Source organism: Patulibacter sp. SYSU D01012 (assembly GCF_017916475.1).
Lineage (GTDB): Bacteria > Actinomycetota > Thermoleophilia > Solirubrobacterales > Solirubrobacteraceae > Patulibacter.
Map to the genome: position 1 here is coordinate 151,114 of NZ_JAFMTB010000001.1, position 21,121 is coordinate 172,234.

Sequence of the window (21,121 nt, forward strand, 5' to 3'; positions counted from 1 at the left end):
GGCGGATCGCCGCTCCCGCCGCCGCGTGGACGGCGCACACGTCGGGCGGGGGCGCGCGCTACAGCCCGATCGACGACCCGAGCGTGACCGTCCGGTCGACCGGCAGCCTGAAGTAGTCGACGGGGCTGGCGGCGTTGCGCGCCATCGCCACGAACAGCCGCTTGCGCCAGCGGGCCAGCCCGCGATCCGCCGTCGGGACGATCGTCATGCGCGAGACGAAGAACGTCGCCCGGTCCACGTCGACCTGCGCCTCCGGCCCGCGGTCGTGCGCCAGCCGCAGCAGGGCGGGCACGTCGGGCTGGTCCTGGAACCCGACGCGCGCGGTGATGTGCGTGATGCCGTCGTCGGCGTAGCCCAGGTCGTCCACGTCGATCCGCTCCGCCGGCGGGACGTGCGGCACCCGCGTGGTGACGACCGACACGATCACGACGTGCTCGTGCAGCACCCGGTTGTGCTCGACGTTCGCCCGCAGCGCGAGCGGCGTGGTGTCCCGGTCGGCGCTCAGGAAGACCGCCGTGCCGGGCACCCGGTGCAGCGTCGCCTCCGTCGCGTGGACGTCCTCGACGAAGGCGCGCAGCGGCCCCTCCTCCTCGATGCGGTTGGCGGTGACGGCGATCGAGCCGCGGCGCCACGTCGTCAGCACGGCGAAGACCACGGCGCCGACGACGAGGGGGAACCAGCCGCCGTGCGCGACCTTCGTCAGGTTGGCCGCGAAGAACGCCACGTCGACGACGAGCAGCGCGCCGATCCCCGGCACGAGCAGGCGCAGCGGGGTGCGCCAGCGGTGGCGGGCGATCACGGCGAAGAGGACCGTCGTCAGGACGAACGTGCCCGTCACCGCGATCCCGTACGCCGACGCCAGGCTGGCCGACGACCCGAAGCCCAGGACGACCGCGACGACGGCGACGAACAGGCCCCAGTTGACGACCGGCACGTACACCTGGCCGATCTCGTGCTCCGAGGTGTGGCGGATCGTCAGGCGCGGCAGCAGGCCCAGGGTGACCGCCTGCCGCGTGACGGAGAACAGGCCCGAGATGAGCGCCTGCGACGCGATGACGGTGGCGAGCGTCGCCAGCACGATCATCGGCACGCGGCCCCAGTTCGGGACGAGCAGGTAGAAGGGGTTCTGGACCGCCGACGGGTCCTCCAGGATCAGCGACCCCTGGCCCAGGTAGTTCAGCGCCAGGCCGGGGAAGACCACCAGGAACCACGCGCGCCGGATGGGCCCGGGGCCGAAGTGGCCCATGTCGGCGTAGAGCGCCTCGGCGCCCGTCAGGACCAGGACGATCGACCCGAGCGCGATGAACGCGACCCCCGGGTGGTCGACGAAGAACGCGACGCCGTACGTGGGCGAGACCGCCCGCAGCACCTCGGGATGCCCGGCCACCTGCACGACGCCGAGCACGCCCAGGATCGTGAACCACGCCACCATCACCGGCCCGAACAGGCGGCCCACGGCCCCGGTCCCCAGCCGCTGGATCGCGAACAGCCCCGCGATGACCGCCAGCGCGAGCGGCACCACCAGGTGCTCCAGGTGCGGCGCCGCGACCTCGATCCCCTCGACGGCCGACAGGACGGACACCGCGGGGGTGATCACGCCGTCGCCGTAGAACAGCGCGGCGCCGATGAGCCCCGCTGCCAGCAGCCACGCGCCCGCCCGGCCCCGGAGCTTGAGCCGCTGGACCAGCGCGATGAGGGCCATGATGCCGCCCTCGCCGTCGTTGTCGGCCCGCATGACGAGCGTCACGTACTTGACGGACACGACGAGCGTGGAGAGCCAGAGGATGAGCGAGACGACGCCGAGGACGTCGCCGCGCGTCGGCGTCACGGCGCCGTCGTCCGCCGTGAAGACCGTCTTCATCGCGTAGAGCGGGCTCGTGCCGATGTCGCCGAAGACGACGCCGAGCGCGCCGACCGTCAGCGCGCCCGCGCCCGCGCCGACCTGCGCGGCGTGCTTCGTCCCGTCGTACCGGCCGGGGGGCCGGCCGCCGTCGGCGGGGGACGGCGCCGTGGCCCCTGCGGCGGGCCCCGGCCCGGCGGGAGCGCTCAACGCGCCGCCGCCGGGCGGGCGGGGCGACGGGCCGCGGCGTGCGCGGTCGGGCGGGGGGTCCGGGCCATGCCCAGAGTGTGCACCCCGGAGCGCCACCACCCGCCGACTGGCGCGCTCCCGCTCGCTCGGCGGGATGGCGCGCCCGGCCGCCTCGTCCGCCGTGGACGCGCGGGATCCCGTGCAGGAACATGCGTGCATCCCGGCGCCCACGGACGTCCTCTGCGTGAGAGGTCCGCCGGCCGCCCCGACCCCAGGAGACCCCGTGCCCCGTCCCGCCTCCCGCCCGCTCGCCGTCGCCGTCCTCGCGCTCGCCGCCGGCCCCGCCGTCGCGACCGCCGCCGCCCCGGTCGTCAGCCCCCAGAAGACCTGGGCCCGCCGGACGACGCCCGTCGCCCTGCCCGGCACCGGCATCCACGTCGGCCAGCGCCTGCCGGCGGGCGCCGTCCTCGTCTACCGGACGGTCCACATCCCGAAGGGCGAGCACCGCGACGTGCGCCTGGTCGTGCCGAAGGGGGTGCGGATCGTCACCGCCGCGCAGCGCGGGGCCTTCGGCTCCGTCGCCGTGGGCGGCGCGGCGTACGTCGGCCGGCGGTCGGTCACGATCCGCGCGTTCGGCGGCCGGCACGGCGCCGACGGCCACGTCTACGCCTACGCCCGCTGATCCGCCGCTGGGACCGCCGGCGGCGGTGGGCGTACGTCATCGCGGACGCCAGCGACGTCCGGGGCTGGGTGCGGCGCGACGAGCTGTGCCGCATCGGCCCGCGCCGCTGAGCCTCAGACCACCAGCCGGTAGCCGACCCCGGTCTCGGTCCGGATCATCCGCGGGCCGTCGGGAGTCTCGACCTTGCGCCGCAGGTTGGCGATGTGGGTGCGCAGCGTGGCGGTGTCGTCGGCGTAGGCGGCGCCCCACACGTGCAGCAGCAGGTGCTGGTGGGTGAGCAGCTTGCCGCGGTTGCGGACGAACTCGCGGAGCAGCGCGAACTCGGTGCGGGTCAGGTGGATCTCGACGCCGTCGCGGCTGACGCGGTGGTCGGCCAGGTCGATCTCGAGGCCGCCGACGCGCGCGACGGGCTCCTGCCCCTCGGGCGTGGTGCGGCGGAGCGCGGCGTGCAGCCGGGCGACGATCTCGCGCGGGCCGAACGGCTTCGTCACGTAGTCGTCGGCGCCGGCCTCGAGGGCGGCGACCTTGCCGTCCTCGTCGTCCTGGGCGGAGAGCATCAGGATCGGCAGGTCGCTCCACTCGCGCAGGCCGCGGGCGACGTCGATCCCGGACCCGTCGGGCAGCATGACGTCGACGATCGCCGCCACCGGCGCGTGCAGGGCGGCGCGGTCGAGGGCGTCGGCGACGGTGCCGGCCTCGATCGTCGCGAAGCCCGCGTCGCGCAGCAGCACGCGCAGGGCGCGGACGATCCGCGGCTCGTCGTCGACGACGAGCACGGCGCGGTCGGGGGCGCTCACGGGCGCGCCTCCGCCGGCGGGGCGACCGGCAGCTCCAGCACGAACGCCGCGCCCTGCCCCGGGTAGCTCTCCGCGTACAGCGCGCCGCCGTTGGCCTCGGCGAACCCGCGGGCGATCGCCAGCCCCAGGCCCGACCCGGTGCCCGCGGGCGCGTCGCCACGCTCGAACGGGTCGAAGATCCGCTCGAGCCGGTCGCGCGGGATGCCGCCGCCCGCGCTGACGACGCGCACCACGGCGCGCTCGCGGCGGCGCACGACCCGCACCAGCACGGGCTCGTCGGCGCCGTGGACCAGCGCGTTCTCCAGCAGGTTGCCGACGATCCGGGTGACGTGGACGGGGTCGGCCCACGCGACGGGCGGCGGCTCCTCCACGTCCACCCGCACGCGCCCGGCCGCGGCGGCCAGGTCGTCGACCGCGTCGCGGACCAGGTCGTCCAGCGCCACGAGCGCCGCGCGGGGATGGGCGGCGCCGGCGTCCAGGCGCGACAGGTCCAGCAGCTTGTCGATCATCGCGGACAGGCGGTCGCTGCCCTGCTCGACGTCGGCGGCCAGCTCGTCGCGCTCCTCCGGCGCCAGCGACGGCGAGCGCAGCGCGGCGGCGCCCGCCGCGATCTGGGTCAGCGGCGTGCGCAGGTCGTGGCTCGTGGCGCGCAGGATCGTCGTCTTCACCTCGTCCGAGCGGCGCAGCGCCTCGGTGGCGAGCGCCTCGTCCGCCAGCCGCCGCCGCTCGACGGCGGTGCGCACGAGGGCGGCCAGCGCGGGCGCCACGCGGCGCAGCAGCTCGCGGCCGTCGGGGCCGAGGACGGGCGGGAAGCGCAGCGCGCCGACCGGGCCGTCGGGGCCCTCGAGCGGGATCGCCTTGCGCCCCGCCGCCGGCTCGTCGGCCAGCGCGACGGTCACCGTCGCGCCCGTGGCCCGGCTCAGGCGCGCGCCCGCCGCGTCCAGGCCGGCGCGCAGGCCGTCGGCCGCCAGGACGGTGCGCGCCAGGTCGGCGACCAGGTCGGCCTCGTCGCGCGCGGCACGGGCGCGGGCGGCCTCGCGCCGGCCCGCCTCGGCGATCCGCGCCGTCACCGCCGCCGTGACCAGCAGCACCGCGACGGCCGCCCAGTGCCGTCGGTCGGCCAGCGCGAGCGTGTAGAGCGGCTCGAGCGCGAAGAAGTTGAACGCCGCCATCGACAGCACGGCGGTGGCGACCGCGAGCCACACGCCCCAGCGGGTCGCGACGAGCAGGACCGGCAGCACGTACAGGACGCCGAGCGAGACGGGCGGCGCCCACGCCTTCAGCACCTCGACGGCGAGCGTCGCGACCACGACGCCGGCGACGGCGACGGCGGCGCCGCGGGCGGGGTCGGGCGGGGCGGCGACCCCGGGCGCAGGCGACGGCACCGGCCAAGGGTAGTCCGCCGCCCGCCGGCGCTCAGGCACGCGGCGCGGCGACCCGGCGGCGCGCGGCCGGCCCACGGGCGCGGCGGCCCGCCGTCAGCGGCGGCAGCGCCAGCGGCGGCCGCTCCTCGCCCGCGGCGGGCTCCCCGGCCCGCAGCACCACGACCTCGCCGGGGATGTGCGCCAGCAGCCACGCGACGTCCTGCGCCGACAGGCCCCGGTCGCCGTCGCCCGCCGGGACGATCAGGCGGTCGAACGGCTCGTCGGTGGTGAGCTGCCGCAGCGCGTGGCGGACCGTGCGGCCCTGCACCAGCCGCGGGTCGACGTCCACGCCCGTCCGGTGCAGCCGCGCCTCGGCGGCGTCGAGCAGCTGCAGGGCGGGCTCGGCCGCCTCGGGCGCCGCGGCGCCGCCGAGCGGCAGCGCGTACGGGGTGACGACGAGCGCGGCGGGCACCACGGTCGCGTCGTCCGCGTGCGCCAGGCGGGCCGCGGCGTCGACGGCGGCGCACGACAGCGTCGCCCCCGGCAGGGCGAGCAGGATGCGCGAGCGGCCGCGGCGGCGCGCGCGGCGCCGGGCGGCGAGGACCGTCGCGGCGCCCGCGATCAGGCCCAGCGCCAGGGCGGCGGCGATCGGGATGACGTCCGCGAGCGGCAGGACGGCGGGGACGGGGACGGTGGGGGTCATCGGTCCTCCCGGGACCGTCGCTTCTTCTCCAGGCCGTCGCCGCGGTCGGCGACGATCCGCACGTCGACGCCGGGCAGCCGGCGGACGAGGCGCATGGGCAGGGGCTCGCGCAGGCGGCGCCAGCCGCGGGCGGGCGGCCCCGCGCCCAGGAAGACGTAGGTCGTGCCGCGGGTCGCGGCGACGCGCTCGGCGGCGTCCTCGATGGCGTCGTCCTCCTCGACGAGCAGCTCGACGCCGAGCGCAGCGGCCAGCCGGCGCACGCCGTCCAGCCGCCGGTCCTCGCCGGGCGTCCGCGCGTGGCCGGGGCGCTGGACGTGCAGGGCGTCGAGCTTGGCGTGCAGCCGGCGGGAGGAGCGCCACGCGCGGCGCAGCACCCGCTGACCGCCGGGGCCGGCCGAGACGAGGACGAGCAGGCGCTCCTGCACCGCCTCGGCGACGTCGTCGGCCAGCCGTCGCTCGCCCGTCGCGCCGATCCCGGCGCGTTCGTCGACCGCCCGGCGCTCGTCGTCGTCGCGGCGGCGGACGGGGCGCGCCGAGCCGACCCGGCGGGCGCCGACCTCCTCGGCCGCCTGCAGCAGCGCGGTCTCGCGCAGCGCGGTCAGCCGCTCGATGCGGAAGAAGTTGTTCAGCGCCGCGGGGATGCGCTCCGGCGGGTAGATCTGCCCGTCGCGCAGCCGCTGCAGCAGCACCGCGGGCGGCAGGTCGATGACGACGACGTCCTCGGCGTCGACGAGCACGCGGTCGGGCACCGTCTCGCGCACGCGCACCCCGGTCAGGCGCGCGACCTGGTCGTTGAGCGACTCGAGGTGCTGGACGTTGACGGTGGAGAGGACGTCGATGCCGGCGACCAGCGCGGTCTCGACGTCCTGCCAGCGCTTCTCGTGCTCCAGGCCCGGCGCGTTCGTGTGCGCGAGCTCGTCGATCATCGCCAGCGGCCGGCCGCCGCCCGCGTCGACCACGCGCCCGGCCCACGCGAGCAGGCCGGGCAGGTCGAGCTCGTCCTGCACCACGCTGCCGCGCGCGACGGTGCGGCGCGGCAGCGTCGGCAGGCCCTCGGCGCGCGCGGCGGTCTCCGCGCGGCCGTGGGTCTCGAGCAGCGCGACGACCGCCTCGCGCCCGCCGTCGCGGGCCCGGCGCAGGTCGTCCAGCGCCCGGTACGTCTTGCCGACGCCGGGCGCCATCCCCAGGTAGACGGTGTGGTGGCCGCGCGCGCTCACGGCACGGTCACGCCCCCAGGGCGTGCACGAGCAGGTCGATGAGCTTGATGCCCACGAACGGGGCGATCACGCCGCCCAGGCCGTAGATCAGCATGTTGCGCCGGAGCAGGGCGGTGGCGCCGACCGGCTTGTACGCCACGCCGCGCAGCGCGACGGGCACCAGCAGCGGGATCACCAGGGCGTTGAAGACGATCGCCGAGATGATCGCCGACTCGGGCGAGCCCAGGTCCATGACGTTGAGCTTGCCGAGCGGGCCCTCCGACCCGGAGGTGGCCCACACGCCGGCGAAGATGGCGGGCAGGATCGCGAAGTACTTCGCGATGTCGTTGGCGATCGAGAACGTCGTCAGCGCGCCGCGGGTGATGAGCAGCTGCTTGCCGACCTCGACGATCTCGATGAGCTTCGTCGGGTTGGAGTCCAGGTCGACCATGTTCCCGGCCTCGCGCGCGGCCTGGGTGCCCGTGTTCATCGCCACGCCGACGTCGGCCTGGGCCAGCGCGGGCGCGTCGTTCGTGCCGTCGCCGGTCATCGCCACCAGGCGCCCGCCGGCCTGCTCCTCGCGGATCAGCTCGAGCTTGCGCTCCGGCGTCGCCTCGGCGAGGAAGTCGTCCACGCCGGCCTCCTCCGCGATCTTCGCGGCGGTCAGGCGGTTGTCGCCCGTGACCATCACGGTGCGGATGCCCATCGCCCGCAGGCGGTCGAAGCGCTCGCGCATGCCGTCCTTGACGACGTCCTCCAGGCCGATGACGCCGAGCAGCTGCTCGTCGCGGGCGACCGCCAGCGGCGTGCCGCCGTCGCGGGCGATGCGGTCGGCCTGCTCCGCCACCGCCGCGCGGACGCGGTCGAACTCGGCGTCGCCGGACGGCCGCTGCTCGTCCACCCAGCGCAGCACGGCGTCGCCGGCGCCCTTGCGCAGCCGGCGGCCGCCGGTGTCGACGCCGCTCATCCGCGTCTGCGCGGTGAACGGCACCCATTCCGCGTCGGGCAGCGCGTCGCGTGCGGGGCGGTCGCCGTCCGCGGCGCCGAAGCGCTCGTCCGCCAGCGCGACGATCGAGCGGCCCTCGGGCGTCTCGTCGGCCAGGGACGACAGGCGGGCGGCCTCGGCGAGCTCGCGCTCGTCGACGCCCGGCGCGGGCAGGAACGCCGTGGCGCGGCGGTTGCCGTGCGTGATCGTCCCCGTCTTGTCGAGCAGCAGGACGTCGACGTCGCCGGACGCCTCGACCGCGCGGCCCGACAGCGCCAGGACGTTGCGCCGCACCAGGCGGTTCATGCCGGCGATGCCGATGGCGGAGAGCAGCGCGCCGATCGTCGTGGGGATGAGGGCGACGAGCAGGGCGATCAGGGTGGCGATCGAGACCGTGGAGCCGGCGAAGCGCACGAACGGCGCCAGCGTGACCGTGACGACGAGGAAGACGATCGTCAGGCCGGCCAGCAGGATGCCCAGCGCCACCTCGTTCGGGGTCTTGCGGCGCGCGGCGCCCTCGACCAGGCCGATCATCCGGTCCAGGAACGACCCGCCGGGCTCCTGGGTGATCTCGACGAGGATCTCGTCGGACAGCACGCGCGTGCCGCCGGTGACGGCGCTGCGGTCGCCGCCGGCCTCGCGCACCACGGGCGCGGACTCGCCGGTGATGGCGGACTCGTCGACGGAGGCGATGCCCCGCACGACGGTGCCGTCGCCCGGGATGACCTCGCCGGCGGTGACGACGACCACGTCGCCGGGCCGCAGCTCGGCCGCGGGGACGTGCGAGCCGTCCTGCATCCGCGCCACCGTGTCGGTGCGCATCGCCCGCAGCGTGTCGGCCTGCGCCTTGCCGCGGCCCTCGGCGAGCGCCTCGGCCAGGTTGGCGAAGACGACGGTCAGCCACAGCCAGACCGTCACGACGAACGTGAACCAGCCGGCCTGGCCGCCCTCGCCGCCGTCGACCTGGACGCCCAGGACCTGGAGCAGCCAGACGAGGGTGGTGATGACCGCGCCGACCTCGACGACGAGCATCACCGGGTTGCGGACCTGCACGCGCGGGTCGAGCTTGCGCAGGCTGTCCAGCAGCGCGGGCCGCAGGACGTCGGGGGTCAGCAGGGACGCATCGGAGCGGGTGGTCATCGCGCACCGCCGGAGGTCGAGGAGGACGCGCGGTCGAGCGCGAGGTTGAGGGCCAGGACGTTCACGCCCGGCTCGCCGAGGACGCCGAGGGCGCGGCCGTCGGTGGCGTCGTCGACGAGCTCCAGGACGCGGGCGTACGGCAGGCGGCGGGTCGCGGCGACGCGCCGCGCCTGGATCCACGCGTTGCGGCGCGAGATGTGGGGGTCCAGGCCGGACGCGGACGTCTGCACCGCGTCGGCGGGCACGCCGGCGACGGTCAGGTCGTGGTCGTAGGGCCGCTCGAGCGCCAGGTAGGCGTCGAGGTTGGCCTTCGTCGCGTCGCGGGTGTCGGCGCTGTTCGGGCCCAGGTTGGCGAAGGCCGTGGCGTTCGCGGCGTAGCCGGTGGCGGACGGGCGGGCCTGGAACAGGCGCGGGTCGGCCTGCAGCACGGGGTCGCCGTCGGCGTCCTCCTGCGGCTGTCCGTCGGCGCCCACGACGGGGCGCCGGCCGTCCTGGGCCAGCAGCTTCGAGCCGACGACCGTGCCGCCCCGCTCGACGAGCGAGCCACCGGCGCGGTCGGGCATCGCCACGGCCGACAGGCCGGTGACGAGCAGCGGGTAGGCGACGCCGAGGATCACGGTGAGCGCGACCACGGCGACGATCGACGACAGGAGGTCCCTGCGGAGTCGGGAGAGCATCTGGGTCTCCGGGCCTAGTAGAGGTGGCCGGTCAGGGCCTGCACGACGGGGCCGAGCAGGAACGCCGGGAAGAACGTCAGCGCGCCGATCAGGACGATCACGCCGATGAGGAGGACGACGAACGTCGGGCTGTCCGTGCGCAGCGTGCCGGGCCCGGACGGGACGACCTTCTTCCGCGCGAGGGAGCCCGCGATCGCCAGGACGATCACGATCGGGAAGAAGCGCACGAAGAGCATCGAGCCCCCGCCGAGGAGGTCGGCGAACGTGATGCCGAACGCGCCGTCGTTCGTGCCGTTCGGCTGGACGTAGCCCGTGTAGCCGGCGAACGCCGAGCCGTTGTTGTTGCCCTGCGACAGGTAGGCGTAGAACGTCTCGGAGAAGCTCTGCGGGCCGCTGGCGAAGAGCGAGACCTTGCCGTGGCCCGTCGCGACGCCCAGCGCGGTCGTCGCCAGGACGGTCAGCGGCATGTACAGCGCGCCGAGCGTCGCGAGCTTGATCTCGCGCGCCTCGATCTTCTTGCCGAGCAGCTCGGGCGTGCGGCCGACCATCAGCCCGCCGACGAAGACGGCCAGGATGACGAAGAGCAGCATCCCGTACAGGCCGGATCCGACGCCGCCGAAGATCACCTCGCTCGACGCCAGGCCGATCATCGGCATGAGCGAGCCGAGGCCGGTCAGGGACTCCATCGCGCCGTTGACCGCGCCGGTCGACGTGGATGTCGTGACGGTGCCGAACAGCGCGGTCCCGGCGACGCCGAAGCGCTGCTCCTTGCCCTCCAGGTTGCCGTTGCCCGCGCCGCTGACCGCGTCGGTCGTCAGGCCGAGCGCGTGCTGGACGGGGGTGCCGTGCTGCTCGGCGAGCGTGCCGACGACGGCGAGGGCGAGGAAGAGCACGCCCATCGTGGCGAAGATCGCCCAGCCCTGGCGGCGGGAGCCGACCATGCGGCCGTAGGTGTTCGTCAGCGCCGCGGGGATGGCGAGGACGAGCAGCATCTCGACCAGGTTGGAGAGCGCCGTGGCGTTCTCGAACGGCATGGCGGAGTTGACGTTGAAGAAGCCGCCGCCGTTCGTGCCGAGCAGCTTGATGGCCTCCTGCGAGGCGACCGGGCCGCGGACGATCGTCTGCGTGGCGCCCGTGAGCGTCGTCGCGTCGATCGGGCCGCCGAGGGTCTGGACGACGCCCTGGGTGACGAGCACGAGCGCGCCGATCAGCGCGATCGGCAGCAGCACGTAGAGCAGCGCGCGCACCAGGTCGTTCCAGAAGTTGCCGATCAGCGCCGGGCCGGCCTTCGGGTCGCCGGTGCCGCGCGCCGCGATGCCGCGGATCAGCGCGATGGCGACGACGATGCCGACGGCCGCCGAGACGAAGTTCTGGACGGCCAGGCCGGCCATCTGGCTGAAGTACGAGAGGGTCGTCTCGCCGGCGTAGTACTGCCAGTTCGTGTTCGTGACGAACGACGAGGCGGTGTTGAAGGACAGGTCCCACGTGCCCGACGCGAGGTCGAGCGGGTTCCACGGGTGCAGGCCCTGGGTGCGCAGGATCAGGTAGAGCCCCAGCCAGGAGACGAAGGAGAAGAGCAGCAGGCTCTTCGCGTAGGCCTTCCAGGTCTGCCCGGCGGGCTGGCCGTCGGCGTCGCGGCCGACGCGCAGCCCGCGCAGCAGGACGCGCTCGAGCGGACCGACGACGGGGGTCAGCAGCACGCGGCGGCCGGTGAAGACCCGCGCCATGTAGCCGCCGAGGACGGGGGTGACCGCGATCGTCAGGGCGACGAGCACGAGCAGCTGGACGATGCCCGGCATCTACAGCTCCTCTCCGCGGACGAGGGCGTACAGGAGGTAGGCGAGCAGGACGGCGGCGACGACCAGCGCGAGTGATTCCGCGACGGTCATGCCTTGTCCAGCCCGTCGACGAGCAGGAGCATCGCGGCGAAGAACGCGCCCGCGAGGCCGATGGCGATCAGGTCCATGCCTTCACGGTGCGCCCCGGGCCGCCGAGGCCGTGTGGGGCTTCTCGATGGCGGCATCAAGAAGGTGTGAAGGCGCGTACGGCGGCACGGAGCGGGTACGGAGCGGGCATGGCCGCCAAGACCCCCGCGGAGATCGCCGCGACCGCCGCCGAGCGGGGGGCCGAGAAGGCCGCGCTGCCGGCGAGCAAGCTGCTCGTCGGCGGCTTCCTCGCCGGCGCCTACATCGCGTTCGCCGGCATGCTGGCGATCACCGTCTCAGCGGGCCTGGACCCGAAGATCTGGGGCACGCTGCCGACGTTCTTCACGGGCGCCGTCTTCTCGCTCGGCCTGATCCTGGTGATCATCGCCGGGTCCGAGCTGCTGACGGGCAACATGGCGCTCGTGCCGATCGCGGCCCTGGCGCGGCGGGTGGGCGTGGGCCGCGTGGCGTTCAACTTCGCCTTCGTGGCCGTCGGCAACCTGCTCGGGTCGCTGTTCGTCGCCTACTTCCTGGCGGTGAAGAGCGGCGTGCTGACCGCCGAGCTGCCCCTCGCCCGCCTCGACGGCATCGCCACCGCGAAGGGCGTCACCGAGGGCGGCGGCCAGATCTTCCTGCGCGCGCTCGGCTGCAACTGGCTCGTCTGCCTGGCGGTCTGGATGGCCCTGGCGGCCGACGACGTCGGCGGCAAGATCCTGGCGATCTTCTTCCCGATCATGGGCTTCGTCGCCATGGGCTTCGACCACGTCGTCGCGAACATGTTCTTCCTGCCCGCGGCGATCTTCGCGGGCGTCGACGGCGTGTCCTGGTGGGACACGATCCACAACTGGATCTTCGCCTTCCTCGGCAACCTCGTCGGCGGCGCGGTCTTCGTGGCCGGCGCCTACTGGTTCCTGCACCTGCGCGGCCGCGACCCGCAGGCGACGGCCGTCGCCGCGGGCCACCCGGACGCCCCGCCGGGCCGGGCGGGCGGCCCGGACGCGGCCCGTCGCCCGCCGGAGACGGACCCGGCGGCGCGGATCGAGCCGTCGGCGTAGGGACGCGGGCGCGGCGGCGCGGGCGGGCGCGGCGGCGCGGGCGGGCGCGGCGGCGCGGGCGGGCGCGGCGGCGCGGGCGAGTGGACCCGCGGCTCAGGGGGCGACGGCGGCGACGCGGACAGGCCGCACGGCGCGGGCAGGCGCGGGCAGGCGCGGGCGGGCGCGGGCGGGGGCGGACAGGGGCGGACAGGCATGGGTCGCCCCCCGGCCGATATGCGCGCGTGTCATCACCGATCACACGCCGGAATATCGCCCTGCGCGGCACCCGTGGGGACGGACCGCCGCCGCTCCGTCCCCGCCGTGCCCGGCCCCGGCGCCGCCCGCCGCCCGCCGTCAGCGCCGGCGCCGGCGCGCCACCGCGCCGGCCAGCGCCCGCGCTTCGGCCGGCCGCACGGCCCCGCAGGCCAGCAGGACGACGGGCAGGGCCAGCGCGGCGACGATGCGCAGGATCCAGCCCTCCGCGCCGCCGGCCGGGACGACCCAGTCGATCCCCACGGCGTAGACGGCGAGGACGACGGCCGTCGCCGCCAGGCGCGGCCACTCGAAGGGGACGGCCATCAGGCGGCGGGTGCGCAGGTGCGACGCGCCGAGGGCGACGACGTAGGCCGCCACCAGGGCGATCGCCGCGCCGGTCGCGCCGTACGGCGGCACGAGCACCCACAGCGCGAGCACGTTCACGGCCAGCCCGAGCAGCGCGGCCGGCAGCGTGCGGCCCGTCGCGTGCTGCCGCCCCGCGATCGTGGTGAAGACCCAGGTCAGCCCCCACAGCGCCCAGCCGAGCGCCAGCCACGGGAGGGCGCCCGCGGCGGCGGCGTACCGCTCGTTGGTCAGGACGTCGACGATCTGGTGCCGCAGCAGCACCAGGGCGGCGACCGCCGTGCCGAGCACCACGACGTAGGCGCGCACCACCAGCGCGTAGGCGCGCGGCGCCTCCTCCTCGCTCAGGTCGTACGCCAGCGGCGGCCACGCCGCCTGGAACGCCCGCGCGACGACGATCACGAGCGTCGCCAGCTTCACCGCCGCGGAGTAGACGCCGGTCGCGTCCAGGCCGTCCCCCGCCGCGTGCGTCAGCCACGTCCGGTCCACGACGTTGAGCAGGAACACCGCGACCTCGGGCGGCACGGTCGGCAGGCCGAAGCGGAGCAGCGGCCGCAGCGGGGTCGGCGGAGCGTCGCGGCCGCCGGCGAAGACGTCGCGCTGCATCCACCAGACGCCGAGGAGCACGGCGGTCGACGCCAGGTAGTTGCCCAGCAGGTAGCCCGTCGTGCCGCCGTCGAGGACCACGACGAGCAGCACCGTCGTCGTGACGGTCAGGACGACGTTGGACAGCGACGCCAGCAGGTACGTCCGCCGCCGCTCCTGCGCCCGCAGCAACGCGTTGGCGACCTCCAGGTTGGTGAACGCCCACACCCCCACCGCCGCGGCCCGCAGCGCGTCGGTGCGCTCGTCCGCGGGCAGCTCGTCCCCCAGCAGCGCCCGCGAGAGCGGTCCCGCGAGGAGGACCGCCAGGACGCCGAGCGCGGTCGACGCGGCCAGCACCACGGCCGTCACGCGCCGCGCCAGGCGCGCCCGTCGGGCCGCGTCGCCGTCCAGGAACCAGTGCCGCAGCAGCGCCTCCTGCAGCCCCGCGCGCAGCACGATGGAGACGAGGATGATCCACGTCAGCAGGTTCTCGGCCGCGCCCAGCTCGGCCCGGCCGAGGTGGTGCGTGTACAGCGGCAGGGTGACGAGCGCCAGGACGCCCGCGAGCAGGCTGGAGGACTGGTACGCCAGGCCGGACGCCGCCAGGCGACGGAGGGGGTGCGCCGCCATCGGGACGGGATCGTAGTCCCGCGTACCGTCGCGTAGCCTCCCGCGGGTGAGCGACGTGCCCCGGTCCGCCTGCGTCCTGCTGCTGCCCCGCCCGCTCGAGCGGTTCATCCTGCGGGACCAGGCCGAGGACCTGCTGCGCGGCGAGGACGTCGTGGCGCTCGACCCGCCGCGCGGCGGCTACGGCGGCGCGCTGCGGCTGCCCGACCGCGCGTCCGAGGCGCTCGCCCGGCGCCAGGCGGCCGCGCTCGAGCGGCAGCTGCTCGGCGACGGCCGGGACGCCCGGATCATCGTCTTCTTCCACGCCACCCAGGAGCCGGTCGCCGCCGCGCTGCGCGCCCGCACCGGCGCCGAGCTGTGGTACTGGCGCTGGGACCGCTACGAGGCCGCCGGCGACGCAGACGAGGCCCGGCGCGAGCGCCTGGCGACGCTGCACCGCCGCGCGTCGCAGGCGTCGTCGCTCGTCGTCGCGTCGAGCTCGCGCCTGCACGAGCTCGCGGCCGCCGACGGCCGCCCCGCGGTGCTCAGCCCGCTCGCCGCCGACTCCTTCCCCGACCCGGACCCGACGGTCGAGGTCGTCGGCTTCTGCCTGGGCCACCTGGGTCGGCGCACGGACTGGGCGCTGCTGCGCGGCCTGGGCGAGCGGCTGCCCGGGCTGCAGCTGCTGCTCGTGGGCGAGGTCCACGAGGACGAGGCGGAGGGCGACGAGGACTTCGCGTGGTGCCGCGCCCACGCGCCGTTCGTCTTCTGCGGCGCCCTGCCCGACGCCGCGGCCGCGCAGCTTCTGCGGCTGGCGGACGTGGGGATCCTGCCGTTCCGCCGCGACGAGTTCAACGACGCGGGACTGCCGTACCGGATCCTCAAGGCCGCGCGGCTGGGCCGCCGCACCGTCGTCCCGCCGCTCGCCGGGGCGCGCACGTGGGACGAGGCGATCGTCGTCGCCGACGGGCCGCAGGAGTTCGCGCACGCCGTCGCCGCCGAGGCGGGGCGGCGCACCGCGCCGGACGAGGCGCTGCGGGCGTGGGCGCACGCCCAGACGGCGGAGCGGCAGAACGCGCCGCTGCGCTCCCGCCTGGTGGCGCTGGGCCTGCGCGCCGGCTGACCCCGCCCCCACGCGCCTCAGCGGGGGCAGCGCACCCAGGCGCGGAACGCGCCCGAGCGGGCGACGGGCCGGAAGCCCGCCGGCGCCGCCTGCGTGCGGCGCGGCACGCCGTCGGCGCGGCCGTAGCGGCGCGCCCACTGCCCCGTGTCGTCGACGGTGATCGCCACGCCGCGCCGGAGGACGCCCAGGCGGCGCGCCCGCGGATCGGACCGGGCGAGCACCGCGTCGCCGGTCGCGTCGCGCTGCAGGCGGATCTCGGGCACCAGGCGGTAGGTGGGCAGGCTGATCGGCCCGCAGCGGGCGCCGCGCACGACGGCCGGATCGTCGATCAGGGCGCGCACGTCGCGGCGGGCGTCGGCGAGGAAGCGCAGCTCGGTCCCCAGCCGCGAGACCGCGTCGCGCTTGACGGTCAGGTACGCGCCGACGCCCAGGACCGCGCCGACGACGACGAGCGCCGCCCAGGCGGTGCGCACCCGGCCGGCGTCGGGGGTCAGGGCCAGCCAGCCCGTCGCCGCGAGCGCCGCCAGCACGGTCAGCGCGACGACCGGCACGGACAGGTAGCGCGGGATCAGGGACAGGCCCCCGACCCCCGCGGCGAGGAACGTCAGCACCCCGCCGAGGAGCAGCGCGCCGACGACGACCAGCACGCGCCGCCACGGCCGGGCCAGGCCCAGGCGCGGGGCGAGCAGCAGCACGAGCGCCCCCGCCACGCCGGCGGCGGCGACCGGCGGGCGCGCCTGGTCGACGAGCTGGGTGACGAGGAGCCGCGGCGCCTTCGCCAGGCCACGGTCGCGGCCGAGCTCGTCGGCGAGCGCGCTCGTGGCGGTCAGCGAGTGCAGCGGGTCGCCGGTGACGGCGGCGTCCATCAGCACCCACAGGACGGGCGCGGCCAGGACGAGCGCCAGGTGCGCCGCGCGGCCCGGCAGGCGGTCGTCCGCCGCGGCTCCGGTCCCCGCCGGCGCGACCGCCGCCCCGGCGGCGCGGTCCCCGCCGCCGGCGACGCCGCCGCCCGCGCTCCAGCGGCCGCGCAGCGTGCACCACAGCCAGTGGGCGCCGGCCAGCACCCACGCCTCGGGCCGCAGCAGCCCGGCCAGGACCAACAGCACCGCGGGCCCGCGCCAGCGCTCGGGGCGCGCGGCCGCCCACGCGCCGGCCCACGTCACGAGCGCCAGGAACGGGACGTCCAGGTAGCCCTTCACGGCCAGCAGGCCGAACGCGAAGCTCGTCAGCGTCAGCAGCCCCGCGACGATCCCCGTCCAGCGGCCGACGAGCGCGCCGCGCCCCGCCGGCGCCGCCGCGGCGCCGACCAGGCGACCCAGCCGCACCGTCCCGGCGGCGAGGACCGCGAAGGACAGCGCCGTCAGGAGCACCATCACCCGGTCGCCGGCGTCGCCGAACAGCGCGACGACGGGCACGCCGAGCGCCAGCCACGCGGGGTGCGGCGTCGACGCGGCGTACGCCGCGAAGCCGGGCGCGTGGCCGTCCAGCAGCTCGCGCGCCCAGACGAGGTCCAGGACGGTGTCGTAGTTGCCGGCGGACGGGAAGGCGGCCCAGACGACGACCGCGCCGACCACGCCCAGGAGCAGGACGACCCACTCAGCGGCCGGGCCGCGGCGCGGCGCCGCGGCCGGCCCGGCGGTGGGCGCGGGCGGCGCCGCGCCGTCGCCCCGCGGGCTCACGCGCCCGGGGCGGGCGCCGACCCCGCCGCGGCCTGGCCGGCGGCCTCGCGGCGCCGGCGGCGCTCCTCGTCCCGCCGGCGGTCGCGGCGGCGGAGCCGGGGCCCGGGGGCGGGCGCCAGCGAGACCCCGGCGGCGAGCAGCACCCACAGCACCGGGTCCTCGAGGAAGGCGGCGTAGCCCATCGTGTGCACCACGAGGGCGATGACCATCGCGACGACGCCGGCGCGCGCCGCGGAGTCCTCGGCGTCGCGCAGCAGGCGCCGCAGCAGGACGACGAGCAGCAGCACGTACGCGGCCAGGCCGATCAGGCCCTGCTCGGCGGCGATCGTGATCGGGATGGTGTGCGACGCGTCGACGGCGGACTGCGCCCCCGAGTGCTCGGCGGCGCGATAGGCGCGGGCGAAGCCGCCCGAGCCGACGCCCCACACGGGGTGGTCGGCGAACAGGCCGATGCCGCCGCCGGTCAGCGCGACGCGCCCCGACGTGGCGTCGTCCAGGCTGCCCTCGCTCAGGCCGTCCAGGTGCAGGGCGCTCGGCGCCGCGAGCACCAGGACGACGCCCACCAGCGCGACGGCGACGAGCGCGCCGAACGCCTTCCACGGGCCGAACCGCAGGCCGCCCAGCACCGCCAGGCCGACGAGCAGCGCGACGAAGCTCGTCTGCGAGTACGTCAGGACGATCGCGGCCAGCAGCACGGCGAGCAGCGCCGTGGCCGCCGCCACGTCCCGGCCCCTGCGCGTCCACAGCAGGTGCGCGGTGATCCCCAGGATGACGAGCGCCAGGAAGCGGCCGTAGATGTTGGGGTCGAAGAAGAGCGAGTTGACGCGGAACGCGTCCTCGATCTGGTTCGACGCGACGACGCGCGGGTTGAGCAGGACGTGCTTCGTCGCGTACTCGTAGAAGCCGATGCCCGCCAGGACGAGCGCGACGCCGGTGGCGACGCCCAGGCACCGCGCGGCCAGGCGCGCGGTCCACGGCACGGTGCGCAGGACGACGTAGAGCAGCGCGAAGGGCACGTAGAAGAACGCGACCTGCTCGACCGCCTTGTCCTGGTCGCCCGACCACGCGGACCCGACGGCGTAGAGGACGACGAAGAGGAGGAGCACCGCGTCGGCGAGGGTCGCCCGCGGATCGGTCGGCTCCTCGTCCGGGTCGGCCTGCGCCCGCTCCCACGTCCACGCGAGGGCGGCCGCGCCGGTGACCAGGTACAGCGGCAGCAGCAGGTTGACCGGCGGGCCGTCGCCGACCTCGATCGGCAGGCGGAACGGCAGGACGAGCGCCACCGACAGCGGGACCGCGAGCGGCCAGCGGCGGAAGGCCCAGGCCCCGGCGACGAGGACCGCCAGGCCGAGCGCGACGACGCCGACGAGCACGGGCACGTGGTCGCGCAGCCGCTCGACGGGGCCCGTCGTCCACACCTGGGCGGCGAGGATGATCGGCGCGCCGACGAGCGCCACGGCCATCGCGCCGGCGCGCCCGTGCGGGGCGCGCAGCAGCAGGGCCAGGGCGGCGGCCAGCGTGACCGCCGTCAGCGCGAGAGTCGTCGCCATGCGGACTCCATCAGGTCGGAGGTGTCGGCGTCGCGGGCCAGCCGCCCGGCGAACGTCGGCAGGCCGGTGCGGATGAGGAAGCCGTCGCCGATCTTGTACGCCGCGATGATCACGTGGTCGCGGCGGTCGACCGCGGTGGCGACGGCCTGCCCGCCCTCCACGCCCTCGGCGGGCCAGCCGACGGGGTAGCCGTCGAAGCGCCCGTCGGTGCCGTCGAACAGGCCGATGTCGTCCTTGTCGTTCTGCGGCGGGCCGTCCAGGCGCACCGCGCCCTTCGAGCGGACGCCGAGCGCGTTCGTGGCCTCGAACGGCCCGGGCTCGCGCAGCTGCCCGCCGTCCTGCGCCAGCTCGACGCCGCGCCGCAGGCCGGACGGGTCCAGCCCGGCCACCACGCCGCCGCGGCGCACGTACGCGCGCAGCGCCTCGCCGTTCTGCGGCGTCGTCCAGCGCGCCTCGCCGACCAGCAGGACGCCCTTGTGGCCGTCGAGCTTCGGCCCGCGGCCCTGCGCGAGCGCCAGGTCGGTGGTCACCTCGAAGCGCTTGCGGTGGCGGACGAGCCACTCGATCGCGGGCTGCACGGCGGCGTCGAAGCCGGCGGGCAGCCCGGCCATCACGCGCTCGGAGCGGATGCGGCTGGCGCGGCTGGTCTCGGCGCCGGTGAGCGTGTTCGCCAGCCCGTCGCCGTCGTCGTCGACGGCGTTCAGCCCCTGCCAGGTGATGCCCGGCAGGACGACGAGGACGCTCTGGCGGCGCGCGTCGCCGGCGAGGGCGGGCACGGTCACGCGCCGGCCGTTCGCCGTCACGGTCAGGCGGTAGACGCCGGCGCGCGACGAGCGGGGGCTGACCTTCAGCGCCGGCTTGCGGCTGCGGCCGCTCGCGACGGGCCGGCGGGTGCCGACGCGGCGCAGCGTCCAGTCGTAGGCCGCCCCGCGGCTGTCGACGTAGAAGCCGATGCGGTTGCCGGCCTTGACCGGCACGGGGCTCGGCTGCACGCCCAGCCGGCGGACGGTGACGCCGCCGTTGCCGCGCAGGCGGCCGCGGCCGTCCTCGTCCGGCGCGGGCAGGCCGTCCTTGCCGGACGCGCGCGGGCCGCAGCCCAGCACCCCGGCCCGGTTGCGCACGCAGACCTGGATGACGTACGTGCCGTCGGGGGCGGGCCGTCCGTCGTCGGTCTTCCCGTCCCAGCGCACGCGGCCGGCGTCGGCCCGGCGGTAGCGCTTGCCGTCGCGCGGGTCGCGCAGGCGGGTGCCGGTCGACGGGCGGGCGACGTCCTCGACCGCGAGCGTCCGCACGACGCGCGGCGTGCCGGGGCCGGTGCGCACCACCCGCGCGCTGGGCTCCCAGCCGCGCAGCGTCACGACCGCCTCGACGGGGTCGCCGCCCACGGACGGCAGCAGGGCGGTGGTCCGGCGCGGCGGAATGCCGACGATCCGGCGGACGCGCGGCTCGGGGGGCGCGGTCTGCACGGCGAACGAGGCCTTCTGCCAGACGACGCTGCGCCCCTCCTCCGGCAGCGTGAACTTGATGCGGTAGCGGCCGTCCTTGACGAGCCGGCCGTCGTCGTTGCGCCCGTCCCACTCGAGCGCGATGCGCTTGTACTTCTGCGCCGGCCGGTCGCGGGCGAGCGTCGCCACGGCCTCGTTGTCGGTGTTGACGACCTCGACGGTGACCGGCGTCGAGCGCTTGATCCTGAAGCGCAGCTTGAGCCGCTCGTAGCGGCCGTCGCCGTTCGGCGAGAGGACCGGGGAGTAGTAGACGCCCTGGAAGACGGCGGGCTGGTTCTTCAGCCGCTGCGCGACGAAGAACGAGGCGGCCGTCGCGACGACGAGCAGCAGGAAGACGATGCGCGCGGCGCGGGTCACAGCGCCTCGAGGTGCGTGTTGTCGATGTCCTCGTGCGCCGGGGCGACGCCGCGCTCGTGGCGCAGCAGCAGGCGGATGACGTTGCCGTGGCAGACGACGAGCGTGGCGCCGTCGGCGGGCGCGGCCGCGCGGATGCGGTCGATCGCCGCCAGCACGCGGTCCAGCTGCGCGGCGAACGTCTCGCCGCCGGGCGCGCCGAAGTCGGGCTCCAGGCGGCGGAAGCGCGCGTAGGCCTCCTCCCCCTCGGCGGCGATGACGTCCGCGTACGTGCGGTCGGTCCAGTCGCCCGTGTGGGTCTCGGCCAGGCCGGGGTCGACCTCGGGCGCCAGGCCGGTGCGGGCGGCGATGATCGCCGCGGTCTCCATCGCCCGGGTCAGCGGGCTGGCGACCATGCGCACCACGTCGCCGCGCGCCGCGACGACGTCGGCCAGCGCGAACGCCTGCTCCCGCCCGTGCGCGTCGAGGGGGACGGGCCCCTGGCCCTGGAAGCGGCCCTCGGCGTTGTAGGCCGTGCGGCCGTGGCGAGCGAGCAGGATCATGCGGGTTCCTCGGGCTTCGACGCGGGG

18 protein-coding genes are annotated in these 21,121 nt (G+C 76.4%); 3 read left to right on the forward strand and 15 right to left on the reverse strand.

Annotated elements, in window-relative coordinates:
- Positions 1–58: 58 nt before the first annotated feature.
- Positions 59–2,050 (reverse strand): potassium transporter Kup, encoded by a 1,992-nt coding sequence (locus tag J3P29_RS00595; protein ID WP_246851378.1) that lies wholly within the window; start codon positions 2,048–2,050, stop codon positions 59–61.
- Positions 2,051–2,312: 262 nt separating this feature from the next.
- On the opposite strand from J3P29_RS00595, the gene J3P29_RS00600 reads away from it, so the two are divergent.
- Complete coding sequence (locus J3P29_RS00600; protein ID WP_210491040.1) at positions 2,313–2,711, forward strand: hypothetical protein; 399 nt, start codon at positions 2,313–2,315, stop codon at positions 2,709–2,711.
- Between the two features lie 113 nt (positions 2,712–2,824).
- Here J3P29_RS00600 and J3P29_RS20550 read toward each other — a convergent pair whose 3' ends face one another.
- Genes J3P29_RS20550 through J3P29_RS00645 form a run of 9 tightly spaced genes read right to left on the reverse strand, consistent with a single transcriptional unit; the run spans position 2,825 to position 11,596 of the window.
- Complete coding sequence (locus J3P29_RS20550) at positions 2,825–3,508, reverse strand: response regulator transcription factor (protein ID WP_349239738.1); 684 nt, start codon at positions 3,506–3,508, stop codon at positions 2,825–2,827.
- Complete coding sequence (locus J3P29_RS00610) at positions 3,505–4,893, reverse strand: ATP-binding protein (protein WP_210491041.1); 1,389 nt, start codon at positions 4,891–4,893, stop codon at positions 3,505–3,507. The genes J3P29_RS20550 and J3P29_RS00610 overlap by 4 nt, the downstream gene beginning before the upstream one ends.
- A gap of 31 nt (positions 4,894–4,924) precedes the next feature.
- Positions 4,925–5,575 carry a hypothetical protein gene (locus J3P29_RS00615; RefSeq protein ID WP_210491042.1) on the reverse strand — a complete coding sequence of 217 codons (651 nt, stop codon included), beginning with the start codon at positions 5,573–5,575 and terminating at the stop codon, positions 4,925–4,927.
- Positions 5,572–6,792, reverse strand: coding sequence for a histidine kinase (locus J3P29_RS00620; RefSeq protein ID WP_210491043.1), 1,221 nt, complete (start codon positions 6,790–6,792; stop codon positions 5,572–5,574). Before J3P29_RS00620 ends, J3P29_RS00615 begins: the two co-directional genes overlap by 4 nt.
- A gap of 7 nt (positions 6,793–6,799) precedes the next feature.
- Positions 6,800–8,896: a potassium-transporting ATPase subunit KdpB gene (kdpB, locus tag J3P29_RS00625; RefSeq protein WP_210491045.1), complete on the reverse strand. Its 2,097-nt coding sequence runs from the start codon at positions 8,894–8,896 to the stop codon at positions 6,800–6,802.
- Positions 8,893–9,573 carry a potassium-transporting ATPase subunit C gene (locus J3P29_RS00630; protein ID WP_210491046.1) on the reverse strand — a complete coding sequence of 227 codons (681 nt, stop codon included), beginning with the start codon at positions 9,571–9,573 and terminating at the stop codon, positions 8,893–8,895. The genes kdpB and J3P29_RS00630 overlap by 4 nt, the downstream gene beginning before the upstream one ends.
- Positions 9,574–9,587: 14 nt before the next feature.
- The gene (kdpA, locus tag J3P29_RS00635; RefSeq protein ID WP_210491047.1) at positions 9,588–11,372 is read right to left on the reverse strand and encodes a potassium-transporting ATPase subunit KdpA; all 1,785 of its coding nucleotides are present in this window, start codon (positions 11,370–11,372) and stop codon (positions 9,588–9,590) included.
- Positions 11,373–11,462: a potassium-transporting ATPase subunit F gene (locus J3P29_RS00640; RefSeq protein WP_210491048.1), complete on the reverse strand. Its 90-nt coding sequence runs from the start codon at positions 11,460–11,462 to the stop codon at positions 11,373–11,375.
- Positions 11,459–11,596, reverse strand: coding sequence for a hypothetical protein (locus J3P29_RS00645; RefSeq protein ID WP_210491049.1), 138 nt, complete (start codon positions 11,594–11,596; stop codon positions 11,459–11,461). The genes J3P29_RS00640 and J3P29_RS00645 overlap by 4 nt, the downstream gene beginning before the upstream one ends.
- A gap of 51 nt (positions 11,597–11,647) precedes the next feature.
- Between J3P29_RS00645 and J3P29_RS00650 the strand changes: the two genes are divergently transcribed.
- Positions 11,648–12,553 carry a formate/nitrite transporter family protein gene (locus J3P29_RS00650; RefSeq protein WP_210491050.1) on the forward strand — a complete coding sequence of 302 codons (906 nt, stop codon included), beginning with the start codon at positions 11,648–11,650 and terminating at the stop codon, positions 12,551–12,553.
- 333 nt (positions 12,554–12,886) lie between these two features.
- On the opposite strand, the gene J3P29_RS00655 is transcribed toward J3P29_RS00650, so the two are convergent.
- A complete protein-coding gene (locus tag J3P29_RS00655) occupies positions 12,887–14,365 on the reverse strand; it encodes a lipopolysaccharide biosynthesis protein (RefSeq protein ID WP_210491051.1) in 1,479 nt (492 codons plus the stop codon).
- Positions 14,366–14,411: 46 nt separating this feature from the next.
- Here J3P29_RS00655 and J3P29_RS00660 point away from each other — a divergent pair, with 46 nt between their 5' ends.
- On the forward strand, positions 14,412–15,464 hold the full coding sequence (locus J3P29_RS00660; RefSeq protein WP_210491053.1) for a hypothetical protein: 1,053 nt from the start codon (positions 14,412–14,414) through the stop codon (positions 15,462–15,464).
- A 17-nt stretch (positions 15,465–15,481) separates the two neighbouring features.
- On the opposite strand, the gene J3P29_RS00665 is transcribed toward J3P29_RS00660, so the two are convergent.
- From J3P29_RS00665 to J3P29_RS00680, 4 genes are read right to left on the reverse strand one after another with little or no spacing between them, the layout of a single operon-like run.
- Entirely contained in the window at positions 15,482–17,143 is a 1,662-nt protein-coding gene (locus J3P29_RS00665) for a hypothetical protein (protein ID WP_210491054.1), read from the reverse strand.
- Positions 17,140–18,693 carry an O-antigen ligase family protein gene (locus J3P29_RS00670; protein WP_210491055.1) on the reverse strand — a complete coding sequence of 518 codons (1,554 nt, stop codon included), beginning with the start codon at positions 18,691–18,693 and terminating at the stop codon, positions 17,140–17,142. Before J3P29_RS00670 ends, J3P29_RS00665 begins: the two co-directional genes overlap by 4 nt.
- Positions 18,672–20,555, reverse strand: coding sequence for a N,N-dimethylformamidase beta subunit family domain-containing protein (locus J3P29_RS00675; protein WP_210491056.1), 1,884 nt, complete (start codon positions 20,553–20,555; stop codon positions 18,672–18,674). The genes J3P29_RS00670 and J3P29_RS00675 overlap by 22 nt, the downstream gene beginning before the upstream one ends.
- Entirely contained in the window at positions 20,552–21,094 is a 543-nt protein-coding gene (locus tag J3P29_RS00680) for a histidine phosphatase family protein (RefSeq protein ID WP_210491057.1), read from the reverse strand. Before J3P29_RS00680 ends, J3P29_RS00675 begins: the two co-directional genes overlap by 4 nt.
- Between the last annotated feature and the right edge of the window lie 27 nt (positions 21,095–21,121).

Bases quoted from the DNA above. Each gene is read 5' to 3' on its own strand.
- J3P29_RS00630 (WP_210491046.1), bottom strand. From the start codon at position 9,573: ATGCTCTCCCGACTCCGCAGGGACCTCCTGTCGTCGATCGTCGCCGTG.
- J3P29_RS00640 (WP_210491048.1), bottom strand. From the start codon at position 11,462: ATGACCGTCGCGGAATCACTCGCGCTGGTCGTCGCCGCCGTCCTGCTC.
- J3P29_RS00615 (WP_210491042.1), bottom strand. From the start codon at position 5,575: ATGACCCCCACCGTCCCCGTCCCCGCCGTCCTGCCGCTCGCGGACGTC.
- J3P29_RS00670 (WP_210491055.1), bottom strand. From the start codon at position 18,693: ATGGCGACGACTCTCGCGCTGACGGCGGTCACGCTGGCCGCCGCCCTG.
- J3P29_RS00680 (WP_210491057.1), bottom strand. From the start codon at position 21,094: ATGATCCTGCTCGCTCGCCACGGCCGCACGGCCTACAACGCCGAGGGC.
- kdpB (WP_210491045.1), bottom strand. From the start codon at position 8,896: ATGACCACCCGCTCCGATGCGTCCCTGCTGACCCCCGACGTCCTGCGG.
- J3P29_RS00655 (WP_210491051.1), bottom strand. From the start codon at position 14,365: ATGGCGGCGCACCCCCTCCGTCGCCTGGCGGCGTCCGGCCTGGCGTAC.
- kdpA (WP_210491047.1), bottom strand. From the start codon at position 11,372: ATGCCGGGCATCGTCCAGCTGCTCGTGCTCGTCGCCCTGACGATCGCG.
- J3P29_RS00645 (WP_210491049.1), bottom strand. From the start codon at position 11,596: ATGCCGCCATCGAGAAGCCCCACACGGCCTCGGCGGCCCGGGGCGCAC.
- J3P29_RS00650 (WP_210491050.1), top strand. From the start codon at position 11,648: ATGGCCGCCAAGACCCCCGCGGAGATCGCCGCGACCGCCGCCGAGCGG.